The sequence below is a fragment of the Gleimia hominis genome, assembly GCF_032085515.1.
Classification (GTDB): Bacteria; Actinomycetota; Actinomycetes; order Actinomycetales; family Actinomycetaceae; genus Gleimia; species Gleimia hominis.
Genome location: NZ_JASXSX010000001.1, coordinates 81,258 through 96,896, shown reverse-complemented (window position 1 = coordinate 96,896; position 15,639 = coordinate 81,258). Strand labels below are relative to the sequence as shown.

Below are 15,639 nucleotides of genomic sequence, written 5' to 3'. Positions count from 1 at the left end.
CCTTCACCTGCCTTCCTTACTGGTGGGAGTGGCCCGGGTGGCTGCTCCCTTCACCCCACTGCCGACACCATCGGAAGTGTTAAATCGCGTCGCCTCCACCGCTGCGCGAAGGACCGCAGCTGCTTCCTTGAACAGTTGTGAGACTCGGGCTCGCGACAGGCCCAGGGCGCGGGCAACGTCAGACTGCTTCATGTCCGCGTCGGCGAGCATCAGCTCCATCACTTGTTTGTGCTTGCCCTCCAGGCCAGCGATCGCCTCCCGCAGCGCTTGGAATTCGCGGGCCTTCCGAGCGGTGTCTTCAGCGGCGATCAGTTGGTCTTCGGGCGACGCGGTGATATCCTCGACAACCGCAGATGGATCGTCGGACTTGTCAACAACGAATTCCGGTTCACGGTCGATCTCCATGAACCAGTCGAGCGACCACGGCGCGTTTTTCGGCACCCGGCAGCCACGGCGCGGGCCGCACCCGGCACCGCAGCTGCACTTGCGAGCGCTGGGGCCACGATCACCCCGATAGGCCTCGTGGAAGACGGCCTCTTCCTGCCGAGCCAGTTCATCGAGAATCTGCTGCGGATACCTCGGCTTGATCTCATCGACCGGACGGTCTGTCTGTTCGGCGCGTTCACGCCGGTCGGTTTCCACCATCACGGCAAACTCACCAGAGTCGATCTCGTAGACGTCGGTGACGGATTCATGCTTGTTGTTGTCGGCTTCGTGCCTAAAGCGGATTGTGAGCGCAGCGTTGTTGTTCTGCGTTTCCTGCGCGTCCGTACGCTTGGACATTGGGGATCTCCTGTCGGATTGGGATCCGCAGGAGTCCGCAACGCCGCAGAAACGGCAAGACGGGCAGGTTCACGCGCCTCAAAGTCGAGGTAATGCGTGATCCTTGCCCGTCTAGCGGTTCTGCGGATCGAACTGTTTATGTCGGTATTCAGTTGTGTTTCAGTGGGTTATCGATAGTGCGGTTCAGGTGGGGGCCGTCGTTCGTGACATTGATGAAAGCCCCCGCAGTCGTCGAACCAGAGCCGGGAGAGGAATCCCTTATGGACGATCTCGATCTGCCTACGCTCTAGGTCGACACGGCAAATCGTTTTGCCTCCCGCGTTCTTTACTGTTTCCATAACACCTCCTATTCACTAGTTAGCTAAGTTGCTTACAACATGGGTAAAAAAGAGAACCCGACTCGTAGCGAATGAATTACGCGGTGAGCTTCAGGTTCTTGATGCGGATTGCGGCAGCCTGCTTAGAAACCTCGAAAGTCCCAGCGAGTTCCCGGACGACACGGCGCTTGCGTCGCTCATCCAATGATCGCCAGCCTTCGGGGGCAAGCTCGGTGAATGCCTGCGAGAACGGGTCGCGGGGCATGAGCAGCGCAGCCCCGAGGTAGTTGGCTTGGAACTCGGCGCGATCAACCTTGTCAGTGCGAACGCCCTCCGAGGTAGTGGTGAACGGGCGATACCCTGTTTCTCCCTTGCACTTCATCCGAGGGTCTCGGTAGTAGATATGCCGATGCAGAAGGAGGTGAGCACACTCGTGGGCAATCGTGAAACGCAGTCGACTGTCCGGGGAGTCACGCAAGGCATCGTCGTCGATAACGATTGTTCGTTCTGGAAAAGCGATGTCAACCCTTGCGCCGGTAGACTCGAAGATGGGGATGGACAGCTCCTGGAAGATCGACATTCCAAGCACGCTGCCGTCCGACGAAAGCCGCTGATAGTCCAGTGCCGCTCCCAGGTGAAACTCGGCGAAGCTGTCGACGTCGAGCGGGATAGGCGCTACCAGTTGAGCGCCACCGGCGAATTTCTCGAGCTCCTTCTCTGCGCGAGCCTCGAGTCGCTCCTTACTGAGGTATTTGGGGTCAAGGCTCACTGGTCAGCTTCCCCGCCTTCAATGATGTCGATGATGTCCCGCCACTGCTGGTCACTCAGGTCATGTTCTTTTGCCCGGCGAAGAGCGACGCGAGCCATGTCGGTTTGCATAATGTAGCCCGACAGGTCGGTAGACACCTGGTTCTCGCGAGTCAATGCTGCCAGGTCATACATCCGCTCCCTCTCGGAGCGGGAGAGTCGCAACGTCTCGGCGATGTCCCCCAGCTTGCCGTCCGGGGCAGCCCGGCGCCCTTTCTCGATGTCACTCAGGTACGGAGCGGTCACACCGATGGCGTCCGCGAATTTGCGCATGGTTAAGCCCTGCGTCTTCCTATGTGCTTCCAGGAAGGCACCGAAGCTTTCTGGTTTGGTCATTGGAACAGCCTCCTCACGTCTGTTAGCAACTAAGCTAACACGTGAAGTTAACTGGTGCAAGTCTACGGATCAGGAGCCGTCTCGCTGGCTGTCCTCGTGCCGGGGTCGGTTGAGGCGGTCGTGGATGAGCGGGAGCAGGATCGCGTCCACGTCGGCGCGGAAGGCTTTGTCCGACAGGTACTTCATGGAGAAGTCGTGATTCTGGGTCATCCGCGCCAGCATGACGTCGGGCATCTTCTCCTCGTAGATGATCTTGAACAGGTCGAGCGGGTTATGGGCCCGCAGCTGGATCTCGTTGTCTTGGGCGAGGTCGTCGGCGACCTGTTCGAGCACTTTGTCCATGTTGGTGAACTCGGTGCCCCATCGTTCGTTGAGGGAGTCGAGGATCTTGGAGAGTCGCTCGCGGTCGTCTTCGGTGGGCATGCTCAGCTTGGGCGAGTTGTTCAACTCACCCACCTGGTCTTGTAGGTCGATGGAACCCTCGTAGACCGACTGGAGCCGGTAGTACTGCAAGGTGACCTCATCATCCAGGTGTGGGGCAGGGTCGCCGTCGATGTGGAGCTTGCGGGTCAGCAGCTTCGCGTATGCGGCGAACTTATGCAGTTGCTCGTCGTCGAAGCGGATGATGTGGGTCAAGAACTCGTAGTTGCGGTTGAACTTGTTGAACGCCGAGCGCACCTCGAGCTTTTCCTCGTCGTCAAGCGCGTCAAAGCGGTCGACCGCAGGGTCGAGGTAGGCGTTGAGCCTGCCGAAGTCGAGGTTGGTCTGCTGTTTTTGCTCTCTGAAGAACACGGTCGCGAATCCGTCGATTTCTTCGTCTCGCCACAGCTGGTAGGAGGCGATCAGGTGGTAGAGGTCGTAGACGATGTTCGGGTCGGTTTCCTCGCTGATCGAGGTCGACACGTAATAGTCTTGGAACGCCGCCTGAATGTCGTCAGCGCTGTTGACGAAGTCCAACACGAACGTATCTGACTTGCCCGGGCACATCCGGTTGATCCGCGACAGGGTCTGCACGGCCTTGACCCCGTGGAGCTTCTTGTCCACATACATGGTCTGCAGCAGGGGCTGGTCGAATCCGGTCTGGTATTTCTCGGCCACCAGCAGAATCTGGTACTCACCGGTGTCGAACCGGTCTGGCAGCTCGGCTTCGGGGAAGCCGTTGAGTTGTTCCTCGGTGTAGTCCTGCCCATCGTCTTTGACGGTGCCGGAGAACGCCACCAGCACACCCAGGTCGGTGTAGCCCTTGGCTTTGATGTAGTTGGCGAACGCGAAGTAGTAGCGCACAGCGTGCAACCGGGAGCCGGTCACCAGCATTGCCTTGGCTTTGCCGCCGATCTTGTGCGCCACGTTGCTGCGGAAGTGCTCGATGATGATCTCGGCCTTCTGCCGCAGATTGTGCGGATGCAGGGCTAAGTACTTGCCCAGCGCCTTGTTTGCCTGCTTCTTGGCGTACTCCGGATCGTCAGCGGTGGCCTTACCAACCTTGTAGTACGTCTGGTAGGTGGTGTAATTTGCCAGCACGTCGAGGATGAAACCTTCCTCGATCGCCTGCTTCATCGAATACACATGGAAAGGACGCGGAGTACCCTCAGCTACCGGGGTTCCGAAAATCTCCAGGGTCTTTTGCTTCGGGGTGGCCGTGAACGCGAAGAACGATAGATTCGGCTGACGGCCGTGAGTGGCCATCTCCGCCGCGATCTGTTCGTCAACCTCGAGCTCCTCGGCCTCTACCTGAGCCTCAGCTCGAGCGTAACGATCCAGCAGCTCCGCCTCGGACTCCTGACCCGCTTGGGCAGTGTCAGCCAGCACCTGCTTGAGCCGCTCAGATGCCTGCCCGGTCTGCGACGAGTGTGCCTCATCCACAATCACCGCGAACCGCTTCCCAGCCGTCGCGATGTTGGACACGTCAACGAACGGGAACTTCTGCAACGTCGAAATGATGATCCGAGCACCCCGACCCAGCGCATCAGTGAGCTGGCGGGCGTTCTTGTCGACCTTCACCACCACACCGGCGGTGTGATCCATCGAAAAGACCGTGTCCTGGAGTTGCTTGTCCAACACCCTCCGGTCAGTGATCACAATGATCGAATCGAACACCACCCGCTGTTCGTCATCATGCAGGTTTGACAGGTGGTGAGCCAGCCACGCGATCGTGTTCGACTTGCCCGACCCGGCCGAGTGCTGCACCAAATAGTTATGGCCAGCACCGTTCGCCTTCGCGTCCGCGATGAGTTTGCGGACCGCATCGAGCTGGTGGTAGCGCGGGAAGATCACCTTGTCTTTCGACTTCGCAGGACGCCCCTCGGGTGTCTTGCCGGGCACGAACTGCACGAACCGGTGCAAAATGTCCAGCAGCGAATCCTTTGCCAGCACCTGCTCCCACAAGTACGAGGTCTTGAACTTCCCCTCCACCGCAGAATTCCCGGCACCGTTCTGGAAGCCCCGGTTGAACGGCAGGAACACCGTATCTTGGCCGGCAAGTTTCGTGGTCATCCACACCTCATCGGTGTCAACCGCGAAGTGCACCACCGCACGCCGGTTCAACCCAAACAACGGCTCCGAGGACGGGCGATCCCGCTTGTACTGGGCGATCGCGTCGCGGTACGTCTGGCCGGTCAACAGATTCTTCAACTCGAGTGTCACCACTGGGATGCCGTTCACCAACAGCACCGTGTCAACCGAGTTCTCACTGCGCGTTGAATAACGCAGCTGGCGCACGATGCTCATCTCGTTCGCCCAATACTTCTCAGCAAGCACCTCGTTCAAGTCAGTGCCGGGCGCGAAATACACCAGCTTGAACCGAGCACCCACATCCTCAATGCCACGGCGCAACACATCGATCACACCACGCTGATCAAGCTGCGCAGCGACACGCTTCAGAAACTTCTGCTCCGCGTTCCCTCGGTAAGTGCGCTCCAACTTCGCCCACTGATCCGGCTGAGCAACCTTCACAAACCGGATCAGGTCAGCTGGATACAGGCACAGCTCACGATCAAAACCCTGCGGGTCACGCGTCTCAAACCGGTCAAACTCCGATCCCTGGGTAGTCAGCCAGTATTCGATCTCGGACTCAAACCTGCGCTCCGACGTATCCATCATGCCTCCTCACTAACGCGGACCTTGCCCGTCACCACATCATTAATAACCTGCTTGCGATACCGCCCCAACAACTCAATCTGACGGTCAATATCGCCAATCAAGCCGTCAATTTCTGCTGTCTTCGTGTCAAGGTGAGCCGCAATAGCTTCCTGCTCGCGAAGCGGCGGAAGAAGTGTTGGCAGTTTCCTTAGTTCTGAATAGTTCAACGACTGGCGCACACCAGATCCAAGCCCGTAGAACATCTTCTTTAGATCGTAAGCGCGCATCATCCATCCAAGGAATCGCGGATCTATCTGAGCCCTGGGAATAAGCCCAATGTATGCTCCTGTGATGATTCCACGTTCACTCACGTAACCACTGCGCAGGCTTCTCTTGTCATTTTGCAGATCGGTCATGCGTAGAACTACATACCCAGGATTAACGATTTGATAAGCATCAAATGAAGCTGGCAACAGCCCAAAGCCAGATTAATATCCTTGCGAATGATAGAACCGTAGCTAAGGCTCAGGAGATTACTCTCCGAAAGATCCTTGTTCTTCGTTTTGTTCTCATCTGTCATATTCGAAAGCGTCTGGATCTGCCACGCTTCTGGGTAATGGACAGGATGGTCTGTCCATCATGCTTAACTTGGCGTTTACGAATCTCAAATTGATATTTCGTTTTCTCTACTGCCCAGTCTGTCGGAATCTCACCAATCCACGGAACGCCGCTGTCTTTGTAGTGTTCGTAGACCTCCATTTAGTTCACCTGCTCGTTGAAGAGTTTGGCGATGGAGGCTTGGATTTCGGCTCCGAGGGTTTGGATTTCGGCCAGGGTTTCGGTGGGGTCACCGAGTTCTTCGTACTGGTAGAAGTAGCGGGTGAAGGGGATCTCGTAGCCGATCTTGGTCTTGCCGGGGTCGACGTAGGCGTCTGGGGCGTACGGGATGACTTCTCGCTGGATGTAGGCGTCGATGTCTTCGGCAAGTGGGATTTGCTCGGTGTCACGTAGCGCCGGGTCAGGTTCCGGGTTGCCCTTGGCGTCGCGGCAGATGTCAGCACTCGGGTCGGTTTCACCCAGGGCCGTCACGATCGCTTTTAGCAGCGGGGCGCGCACCGTCAAACCATACTCCTTGAAAGAGGCTTTGAGGACCTTCGTGAATTCGTCGCGGTTCTTCCACACCGCCTCACCGTCAAGGCTATCGAGCGCACTGACGATAGCAGTCTGGGCGTTCTTGCCTGCTTGGATTTCGGCGCTGCGTGCAGGCTCGCTGCGTTTCTTCGAGCTGGCAAGGTTCTTGAACGCGGTTTGTTCCCACAGTCGCTCAATTCGTTCGGGTGTGGCGGTGAAGTTCAAACGTAGTGGACGTTCCACCGTGACTTCATGGAAGCCGAACTCGCAGGTGTCAAAGATCTTAGAGTGCTCGTCCTCGGTAAAGTCGCCGTAGATGCGCGCGATTTGGGCAATGTTGTCCTCGGTCAAGTATTTGCGTTTTTCACCCAGGGGTTTGCGCATCCTGGCGAAGAGTCCGGTGGCGTCGATTAGTTGCACCTTGTTTTTGCGGATTGACGCTTTGCGGTTGGAGAGCACCCAAACGTAGGTGAGGATACCGGTGTTGTAGAACATCTGGTCAGGCAGGGCGATGATGGCTTCCAGCCAGTCGTTTTCAAGAATCCAGCGGCGAATGTTCGACTCACCCGAGCCTGCCGCGCCGGTGAACAATGGTGATCCATTGAACACGATCCCGATCCGGGTGCCTGGCGCGTTCTGGGTATCAGCCGGGTCGTAGGGCTTCATCTTCGAGATCATGTGTTGCAAGAACAGGAACGACCCGTCTGAAATACGTGGCAGGCCGGCACCGAATCTGCCCTTCCACCCTCGCTTCTCGGCTTCGTCTTTGATCGGGTCGGCGTACTTCTTCCATTCCACGCCGAAGGGTGGGTTGCACAGCATGTAGTTGAACGTTCGTCCAGCTGTTCTGTCAGCGGTCAGCGAGTTGCCGAAGTAGATCCGGTCGGCATCCTCACCCTTGATGAGAGTGTCCGATTTCGCCACCGCATAGGTCTGCGGGTTGAGTTCCTGCCCATACACCTCAATCCGCGCCCCTTCGTTCAGCTCGTGGGCCCGTTCAATCGCGGCAGAAAGCATGCCACCGGTGCCAACCCCTGGGTCATACAGCGAGGCCATAAACCCTGGCTCGCAAATCACGTCCATGTCCGATTCAAACAAGATGTTGACCATGAGGTTAATGACCTCACGGGGCGTGAAGTGTTCGCCAGCGGTTTCGTTCGAGAGCTCATTGAAACGGCGGATAAGCTCTTCGAAAATGGTGCCCATGTCGGCGTTGGAGACCGCTGCAGGTGAGAAGTCCACGGCTGGGTCGGTGAAAGCGTCGACGATCTGGTAGAGCAGATCGGAGCGATCTAGCCGGTCGATCACGGTGTAGAAGTCGTAGGACTTCAGCACGTCGCGGGCGTTCCGCGAAAAGCCCTCCACGTAGGAGCGCAGGTTGCCCTCCAGGTTGTCAGGATCGTTCTTGAGCGTGTGCAGCGTGAACCTGGAGGTGTTCCAGAACGGGTAGCCGGTAGCTCTCGCGTATTGGATGCGCTTCACCTCAGCCGGGACACCCTTCTGGTCACGGATTGCAAGCACGTCGGCCTTCGTGTCGACGAGCACGGAGTCGAGTCGGGTGAGCACCGTGAACGGCAAGATCACGTCTCCGTACTCGTGCTCCTTGTAGTCACCGCGCAGCAGGTTCGCAATCTTCCAAATGAAGCTGACATAGTTCGTTGTTTTCTCAGTGCTCATTCGGGTCAACTCCATCTTCCATCAATCGCTCGTAACGCTCATGCGACATGACCACCACGAGAGGCTTTCCGTAACGCAACACGTATGCCACATCGTCACCATCAGCCACTTCTTTAAGCAGCTTCGATGCCTGACCACGTCCAAGGTCGCCGATGTTGATGTGCTTCATCGACTTCTTCGCCGTACGTTTCCGCACCATCGCCTCCTTCACCACGAGTTACCGTCAACGCTTCATTTTCCCATAAATACATGCAAAATATCGTCACAATATGCGCGAGATACTACATGTACTTTTGCATGTGGTTCTTCGTGATGATGGAGACATGCGCGCGAGCGAGAACGCCCCACAAGGTAGAAGGTGGGCACGGTCTTATCAATCACAATTGAGGGCACGCCCCCTCGCCAGATATCCGCTAAAGCAAGCCCGCCAGCAGACCCCCTCAACCAGAAACGTGCACCAATCCAACGGGAAGATCGGGGACGAGCATCCGATTACTGAACCTCCAGCACCCCAGCGAACAGCCCCAGAAACAACAAAAACCCCTACTCAACAGGGGTTCAAGAGCTCAAGCGGCTTTTATCATTTTCGACGTCTAACTATCCATGTCCACGGGGGCACACCATATTTGAACCCAATCTTGCTCGAAAATTCGAACGTTACCATCCGCAAAGAAGCCAATGAAATCAGGTACAACGTGCCAGAAGCGTTCTCATCGTCTTATTTCATGTTCTAGCCCCCGCTTGGATAGTCGCAAACAAGAGCCGACACTCAGATTTCCTCTGTGTGAACCATGCGCAGATCCACCTAGTTAGCCCATGAACTCTGCTATTGATACAATGCCCTACCGGCGGCGAAGACCGGATCTAAAATAGTAGCTCAGAATACGTCAACAGAGATGCCGCAGCCAAGGGTAGGTAACCAACGCCCGAAATGTATATTGAAGCCAATAAATTTGACAAAAGTGATATAAACCACATAATCTTTCGGTGTGCACGACCAGACCTGCGTTCGTTACAGATAGAAAAGGACATTCTCATGAATGTAAAGAAGAAGATTGTTGCACTTGCCTTAGTTGGTATTCTCGATACCGCTAAGTTCAACTGGGGTTACACTCGTTAAAATCGGTTTCGTTCTTCAAGACTCAGTACTCATTGAGGCTCTCAGCGTTGCAGAGAACATTACTTTACCGTTTTTTTATGCAAGATCTCGAGCAAAAAACTGGCGGGAAAGGTGCGACCGAATTGCCTCTTCCTTGGGAATCGAATCAATTCTACAAAAGAGACCGCTTGGGTGTTTTGGAGGAGAGGAGTCGAGGGCTGTTTTTGCTCGCGCAATAATTCTTAGTCCACCATTGGTTCTCGCTGACGAGCCAACAGCGTCGCTGGACGTGGAAAACTGAGCTAGTATGATGAAACTCTTGAATGGGCTTAATAAAGAATTCGGATGTGCAATAGTTACGGTAGTGCATGACGCTTCGGTCACTGCGCAACATGATAGAATAATCGGAGTCAAGAGAAAGATGTAGATAATGGGTTTTATTGTTATGCTTTTTTCTGCTTTACTTGGGATCGCATTACTGGTTTATGGCCTTATGCGAATTAAGCAGGATCGCAAATGGGGATTTGTCAGCCTTTTAGGCCTTATTAGTCTTGCTTTAGCAGTATGGCTTGGCTGGCCTAAATAGGTAGTGTGTCCTAACTCAGTTTTTTAAGCGGCTAAGCTTACGCGAAATATCTGAAATGATCGTTTCATACTTTTCGATATCATTACGACATCAACATTTAGTAGTTTCACAGTATTGAACACTTTAAAAAGCTGCTGTGAATACCTTGAGTCAAGAACGACGAACCGCTACTTTATGTGCTCATACAGACTTGGTTTTATCCGATAATGGCTCATTCGCCCCCTGAAGGAAGGTACTAACGTAAGCTCGCTCTCAGCCTTTTTAGCCAGAAACAGGCTCTACGGGCGGATTCTAAGTATCGCTCCAGCAGCTGGGTTAAGAAAGGATGTTTCAGGTGTTGTGGAATATCAAAGTGTGGGGGATCCAAATCGCTTACTGATGTGCGCAGCACGGCGGGAGTATTACCGATGTTTATTAGACCAGGGAATCAACTTTACTGAAGCAGTTAAAGCAGTGGGAGTTTCCAAACATGCGGACAAGGGGTGTGTATAACACGCGTGCCGCCCAGTTCATGGCAGAAGCAAGAGAAGCGAAATGGAATTGAGGGGTGTTTAGGAGCGGGCTTTCAGGAGGTGCTCCATAACCTCGTCGCCCGGAGTAGGGCCGGAAAATATGTATTGCAGGTAGCTTGGACGATCTCGTAAATCTCGTACCAGTACGTGTTTTTCTGCGTCCCAAAGCTCTGGGACATGGAAACGAATGGGGAGGCGATGGCTGCACCTGTGGTGGGGTGTTTGCCGAGCAGCCCGAACTCGGAGATCGCCTGCTCGCACTGCACATACCGCGCGAACGCCTGCGCATAGGCCTCAATCAATCTGGGTGCCACAAACTGGGAGCAGCCGCGCTGGTCGAGCCACTGCCACGTTTCCCGGTACACCAGATCAGCACCGAGTGGCTTACCATCGCGCTGAACCTCCGAGAGGTAGTCGGATGGTTCGGGCATGGTCTCCCCGGTGAGCACCGCCCCGGTGCCGATGTCACTGCCCTCGAAATCGAACGGCTCACTGAGCGGATCCTCTAGGCGAGTGGCGGGGCGTCCGGCAGCGATCTTCTCATTCAACGCATCTGGCTTCGCACCTGAGCGCACACGTCTGCCGCCACGGTTCGTTCCATCTTTCGCCATATGGATGTCTCCTCACGTAGGCTATTGCCTTGTGGGCAAGAAAAAGAAGACATCACACGGTGACATATTGACGTGGCTGGGCATTGGATTGTTGTGCATAGCCTCCATCGCGGACGTCTTGATTATTTTCACCGACAACTACACGAGGAATCTCTTACTCACTGTGCCGCTGTGGTTTGCCGGATTTGCCTGTTTTGTTTTGATCGGCCAACAAGAAAATAAGAAAAAGAAACAACGCAAGGCCGGCAAATAATCACCCCCGGGGTAATACCTTGTTTGAATCAAGGTTTTTGTGCGCGGTTGGCCCCGCCCGCTGACCTTCCCAAGACCTGTAGAGATCTAGAACCCCCAACCCCTCACCAGAGCCGCGACGTTGCCCCGTGATCGACGAACGCGTCGCAGGTGAGCACCTTTGAGGTTCCAGATGATCGACGCGATAGGCGCGAACGTGGCGGGCGTTAATACGTGTAGACCCGAGGTTGTTGCCTCCAGCGGTCGTCATCGAGCGCGGTCTGCCTAGAGTGGCACGGCTTGCACAGCGCCCGCAGGTTCCCAAAGTCGTGGGTGCCGCCATGCTCGAGCGGGAGAAAATGATGCACCTCTTGGACAGGCGTGTAGCGGCCTTGTTCGAGACAGTCTTCGCATAGAGAATGCTGGGCAACGTAGGCAGCGCGGATCTTGCGCCAGCGCGTGCCGTAGCGACGGTTGATCGCTGGGTCACGCTGATACTTCCGGTAACGCTTGTCCTCAGCCTTAGCATGAGCCTGGCAGAAACGAGTGCGGGTGAGCTCAGGACACCCAGGGTGAATGAACTGGCCAATGGATCCTTTGTGTGGTGCAGCAGGATTTGTGGATCCACTCATTGCGTCTAGGCATTTGTTTTCCGTCTTTTCGGTCCAGCGCAATAACGGATCATCATTGGGCGATGACGGGTCCGGATCTAGAACCGGATCTGCGGTATTTTTCACGACAGTTGAACATGAAGTTGAACGTCCTGAGTAGGTCACTCGATCGAGATCCCACCTGCCGTGGTAGCCACTGATTTCGTGGAATTGGTCGAATGCCCAGTTGTTTGGAATTGGAAGCCTAGGTTTCCGGAGAATCCTGTAGACATGTCAGAAACGAAAGAGGCAGCACTGCATCCTGCCTCAGCTACCCGAGTGCAAATGTTACGCGAAGCGTAAATACCCACACGGTACCCTCCACCCAGATTAGCGTTGACTGCCTGGAAGTAAGGCAGGATGCTACTGGTCACCTCGGGGACCGGTGAATCCGGACGGGGAAGGGAGGATTTGGGGTTAATATCCAGATTCGTCATGGTTTGTATTTTCAATCTCTGTTAGGCTGGAGCTAATCGTTCAGCCCGCCTCGACCTTTCTGGTTGGGAGTGGGCTGGATCTCTTTTTACGGAAGGGGTCGTAGTGCGTACCTCGCCTCTTAAACCGGCGGCCAGTGTCGCGGAGCAGATTGCGATTCTGCGTTCGCGAGGCATGGACGTTGATGAAGAGCAGGCACAGCAGTGGCTGGCAAACGTGGGCTACTACCGTCTGTCGGCTTACTGGTATCCCGCCCGGGTGCAAACGGACGCTAAGCGCGGCGATAACTTTATGCCAGGCATATCTTTTAGTGATGCAGCTGCCTTGTATGAGGCGGATCGTAAACTGAGGGCTCTGGTCTTGGATGGGCTGGAGCGAGTCGAAGTGGCGGTGCGCGCCCATATTAGTGCCCAGATTTGTGCCAGCGACCCTTTGGGGTATAAAAGACCTGAAATATTCCGTTCCCATTTCGATTACAAGGCATGGATGAGCACCGCCCACAAACGCGTAGCAAGAGCGAAAACGCGCAGCGAGTTTATCCGCCACTACGACCAAAACTATCGGGGTCTCTATCCGTTCTGGGTGCTAGCAGAAGTGTTAGATTTTTCCGATATTTCTAAACTCTATGCGGGATTGAAAGCGGAACTCCAGATAGAAATTGCTGACAGTTTCGGTATCAGTATTGATTATGGTGCGCTTTCGCGTGCTCAACGACGTAAGGCCTTAGCGAATCCGCCTTTAGTGCGGTGGCTGCAGCAACTAACTGTAATACGCAATATTTGCGCGCATCACGGCCGGCTGTGGAACAAATCTTTTATTCCAGTTCCTACCGCATCCCTACGCACGATAAAGTTTCTACAGTTGTTGCCGGAGGGGCAGAGTGAGAGAACCTTCGGAGCCCTACACCTGATAGCTTTCTTGCTGCGCACTACTTCGCCTGGTTCCACTTGGTCAGATAAAATAACCAAACTGATCAAAGAATCATTCCTTACCAGCCCCCTTGTCAGTCCAGAAAGCCTCGGAATTCCTAAAGATCAGGACAAACAATTCTAGTCTTTGCGGTAGTAGTCGCACTCGTGCCCGTCTGCATCAAGTGGTAGCCCGTGGGCCCAAGTGGGGAGCGTGGACATCAACTCACACGCCTCAGCCACCGTAAAGCCCGAGCTCAAGGGTTCGTCGATGACGATTTCATCATGCACATGCATCACGATCCGATGCCCGGCTTTGTCGACCGCGTGCATTCCGGCAACGAGCAAGTCGCGAGACGATCGCTGCGATGGCTGATTCTTCTACGTCTACCCAGAGTTGGACGATGGGCGGGTGAGCAGCCCGCCAGGCATCCACAATCGGCTTCAACTCGTGCTCGGCGAGCCCCATGGTGAGTGCTCCCATGGCTTTGAGCGCGCCAGATGACCCTTGATAGCAACAAGCTGAGGGTAGCAACCTTCCCCTTCTGCCGAAGCCCACCGTTAACGCCGTGTTTCTCAACTGGGACGCCGAACATTCTGCTCGCGGTTTCGCAGTAGAGGTCTTTGCCATCGCGGAACGCGTCTAGGGTGGTTGTTTATTCGGCGAGCCATGCGATCACACGCGCTTCAATCGCAGAAAAGTCCGCAACGATGAACCTGTGACCGGGAGAAGGGATGAACGCAGTGCGAATCAACTGGGAGAGCGTGTCGGCGACGGAGTCGTAGAGCAGCTCAAGCGCATCAAGATCACCGATCATGTGGGGTGGGATACGGAAGATACGGGCAATCTCACCCATCTGAAACTTGCGGGTCTCCAAAAACTGCGCCTGCTCCGGGGAAACAGAGATCGGCGTGTATTTCATGCCCTCTTCCAACACCGTGATCTTATTCCCGTTCCTCCCACTACCGAATGTCGACTGCCACGACTCACGCACCCGCGCCGGGTTCTTGATCGTGCCCGGAAGTTCCAACACACCACCCGGAGCCGCACCATTAGCGAAAAAGCTCGCCCCGTAGCCCTCGGTGGCCTGGGGCGAGGCCGATAGCGTTTTTCGCCATCGCAATCGGGCTATAGCCAACCAGGCCGTCGAAGCCGAGCCCTGGAATATGCAACACCTAATGCGGTGTGAGCCGCACCGTCTCGAACCTGCCGGTGGGCTCATCCCACGAGCGTTGATACTCGTAATAGAGCCGTCCAGCCTCGTCTCTGCCTACGGTCATGCGGTTAGGCATGAACGGTTAAAGGCCAGCCACCTCATCACGGCCGTTGCGCAGTACTTGAGCAAACGCATTACCCCACAACAACAGATGCGTCACCAGGGTTTCACGGAACACAAAGCTCGTCATCTCCGGGTTCGGCTCATCATGAAGAAGCCGGTAGAGTGGATGATAGAGCGCTTTCACCTTCGCACCATCCCCGCTGTGCTGGTAGACGTGCAACGGCAGGCCAGCGATCGCCTCGGCCAAAGTGTGCACGCAGGAGTAGACGGCCGTCATCTGTATCGCGCTGCGTTCCGTCACCGGACGACCAGACGACGTCGCTCCGAAAAAGAAGCTGTAGCCAGAGCTGATCGCATGATCGTCAGTGGTGTGGGTGGTGTCGCCACGCAGCCAATTCAATAAACCCATTTCTCACCTCCTAGAAGAGCAAGCATGAAGATGGGCACCTGCCACACGACAGATGCCCATCGGATATGAAAAATCGAACCTACAGAAGAATCTAGACAAATAAGATCATCTATCAGAAACATCGCGGTTCTTCGATGTTGCTTTCGAGTAAATCAATTCAGCTAAAGCCACAAGAAAACCAGCCAAGCACAAGAACTCGGCATGAGAAATATCCAACCACAGTAGAACGATACCCACGACGCAAAGCAACCAGCCCACTATGTTAGTTACACGCATTTAATCTCCTATACCACACGCACCTATTACTGCTCCAACCCCAAACAAATCCAGCAAGGCTTCTTTAACATCTGGCCCAGCCGCTTGAGCTCCTCCAGTAATGGCTGCATTTAAGGCAGTTTTTGCCGTAAGGCCGCCTGCTCGTGCTTTTTTGTAAAGAGAGTATACTTTCTTTGCGAAAGTAACAGCACCACCGAGTGTCTTAATTGCAGACTTTATTTTAACAATTTTTGCTGGCGTAAAGTTCGTGACGATTGCTAACCCAATAGCCGATCCACAAGCAATCCAATTAACACGATCTTGACCGAGCGACTCATACCAAGCTTTTAGAGCCTGAGGATCGTTTTTAGCTAACACTTCATCTGGAATCCTTTCGATAGCGCTAAAAGCATCCTTCGCAAAAACACCATCACACAAATCTGCCGTGTGGCCGTTTATGTTTTTAAAGCTCATCAGCTTACGAACAAGTTTGTAACATCTTGATAACGTTTGCAACTAGAGGTTCGCAAGGCA

General features: G+C 54.8%; 14 protein-coding genes and 2 pseudogenes. 4 read left to right on the top strand and 12 right to left on the bottom strand.

Going from position 1 to position 15,639, the window contains the following annotated elements:
• Positions 1 to 3 precede the first annotated feature (3 nt).
• The 7 genes from QS713_RS00440 to QS713_RS00410 all read right to left on the bottom strand — a co-directional run bounded on the left by QS713_RS00440 (position 4) and on the right by QS713_RS00410 (position 8,328).
• Entirely contained in the window at positions 4 to 783 is a 780-nt protein-coding gene (locus QS713_RS00440; RefSeq protein ID WP_313271534.1) for a sigma factor-like helix-turn-helix DNA-binding protein, read from the bottom strand.
• Positions 784 to 1,197: 414 nt separating this feature from the next.
• Positions 1,198 to 1,869 (bottom strand): ImmA/IrrE family metallo-endopeptidase, encoded by a 672-nt coding sequence (locus QS713_RS00435; protein ID WP_313271533.1) that lies wholly within the window; start codon positions 1,867 to 1,869, stop codon positions 1,198 to 1,200.
• The gene (locus tag QS713_RS00430) at positions 1,866 to 2,243 is read right to left on the bottom strand and encodes a helix-turn-helix domain-containing protein (RefSeq protein ID WP_313271532.1); all 378 of its coding nucleotides are present in this window, start codon (positions 2,241 to 2,243) and stop codon (positions 1,866 to 1,868) included. Before QS713_RS00430 ends, QS713_RS00435 begins: the two co-directional genes overlap by 4 nt.
• A 69-nt stretch (positions 2,244 to 2,312) precedes the next feature.
• A complete protein-coding gene (locus tag QS713_RS00425) occupies positions 2,313 to 5,342 on the bottom strand; it encodes a type I restriction endonuclease subunit R (RefSeq protein ID WP_313271530.1) in 3,030 nt (1,009 codons plus the stop codon).
• Complete coding sequence (locus QS713_RS00420) at positions 5,339 to 5,737, bottom strand: restriction endonuclease subunit S domain-containing protein (RefSeq protein ID WP_313271528.1); 399 nt, start codon at positions 5,735 to 5,737, stop codon at positions 5,339 to 5,341. The genes QS713_RS00425 and QS713_RS00420 overlap by 4 nt, the downstream gene beginning before the upstream one ends.
• 343 nt (positions 5,738 to 6,080) lie before the next feature.
• Positions 6,081 to 8,144 carry a type I restriction-modification system subunit M gene (locus tag QS713_RS00415; protein WP_313271526.1) on the bottom strand — a complete coding sequence of 688 codons (2,064 nt, stop codon included), beginning with the start codon at positions 8,142 to 8,144 and terminating at the stop codon, positions 6,081 to 6,083.
• Positions 8,119 to 8,328 carry a type II toxin-antitoxin system Phd/YefM family antitoxin gene (locus QS713_RS00410; protein ID WP_006548061.1) on the bottom strand — a complete coding sequence of 70 codons (210 nt, stop codon included), beginning with the start codon at positions 8,326 to 8,328 and terminating at the stop codon, positions 8,119 to 8,121. The genes QS713_RS00415 and QS713_RS00410 overlap by 26 nt, the downstream gene beginning before the upstream one ends.
• Before the next feature lie 874 nt (positions 8,329 to 9,202).
• Here QS713_RS00410 and QS713_RS09080 point away from each other — a divergent pair.
• Positions 9,203 to 9,529: an ATP-binding cassette domain-containing protein gene (locus QS713_RS09080; RefSeq protein WP_376779536.1), complete on the top strand. Its 327-nt coding sequence runs from the start codon at positions 9,203 to 9,205 to the stop codon at positions 9,527 to 9,529.
• A 129-nt stretch (positions 9,530 to 9,658) separates the two neighbouring features.
• Positions 9,659 to 9,814 carry a hypothetical protein gene (locus tag QS713_RS00405; protein ID WP_313271522.1) on the top strand — a complete coding sequence of 52 codons (156 nt, stop codon included), beginning with the start codon at positions 9,659 to 9,661 and terminating at the stop codon, positions 9,812 to 9,814.
• A gap of 551 nt (positions 9,815 to 10,365) precedes the next feature.
• Here QS713_RS00405 and QS713_RS00400 read toward each other — a convergent pair.
• Positions 10,366 to 10,937: pseudogene (locus tag QS713_RS00400) on the bottom strand (P27 family phage terminase small subunit).
• Positions 10,938 to 10,968: 31 nt separating this feature from the next.
• Here QS713_RS00400 and QS713_RS00395 point away from each other — a divergent pair.
• Positions 10,969 to 11,190 carry a hypothetical protein gene (locus tag QS713_RS00395; RefSeq protein ID WP_313271520.1) on the top strand — a complete coding sequence of 74 codons (222 nt, stop codon included), beginning with the start codon at positions 10,969 to 10,971 and terminating at the stop codon, positions 11,188 to 11,190.
• A gap of 205 nt (positions 11,191 to 11,395) precedes the next feature.
• Here the strand turns inward: QS713_RS00395 and QS713_RS00390 are convergent, their stop codons facing one another.
• On the bottom strand, positions 11,396 to 11,800 hold the full coding sequence (locus tag QS713_RS00390; protein ID WP_313271518.1) for an HNH endonuclease: 405 nt from the start codon (positions 11,798 to 11,800) through the stop codon (positions 11,396 to 11,398).
• A gap of 140 nt (positions 11,801 to 11,940) precedes the next feature.
• The gene (locus QS713_RS00385; RefSeq protein WP_313271516.1) at positions 11,941 to 12,255 is read right to left on the bottom strand and encodes a glycoside hydrolase domain-containing protein; all 315 of its coding nucleotides are present in this window, start codon (positions 12,253 to 12,255) and stop codon (positions 11,941 to 11,943) included.
• Between the two features lie 172 nt (positions 12,256 to 12,427).
• Here QS713_RS00385 and QS713_RS00380 point away from each other — a divergent pair, with 172 nt between their 5' ends.
• Positions 12,428 to 13,306: an Abi family protein gene (locus QS713_RS00380; protein WP_313271514.1), complete on the top strand. Its 879-nt coding sequence runs from the start codon at positions 12,428 to 12,430 to the stop codon at positions 13,304 to 13,306.
• Here the strand turns inward: QS713_RS00380 and QS713_RS09180 are convergent.
• Positions 13,303 to 14,850, bottom strand: a pseudogene (locus QS713_RS09180) (phage portal protein). The gene QS713_RS00380 and the pseudogene QS713_RS09180 sit on opposite strands and share 4 nt — an antisense overlap.
• 276 nt (positions 14,851 to 15,126) lie before the next feature.
• The gene (locus QS713_RS00365) at positions 15,127 to 15,579 is read right to left on the bottom strand and encodes a hypothetical protein (protein WP_313271510.1); all 453 of its coding nucleotides are present in this window, start codon (positions 15,577 to 15,579) and stop codon (positions 15,127 to 15,129) included.
• Positions 15,580 to 15,639 lie beyond the last annotated feature (60 nt).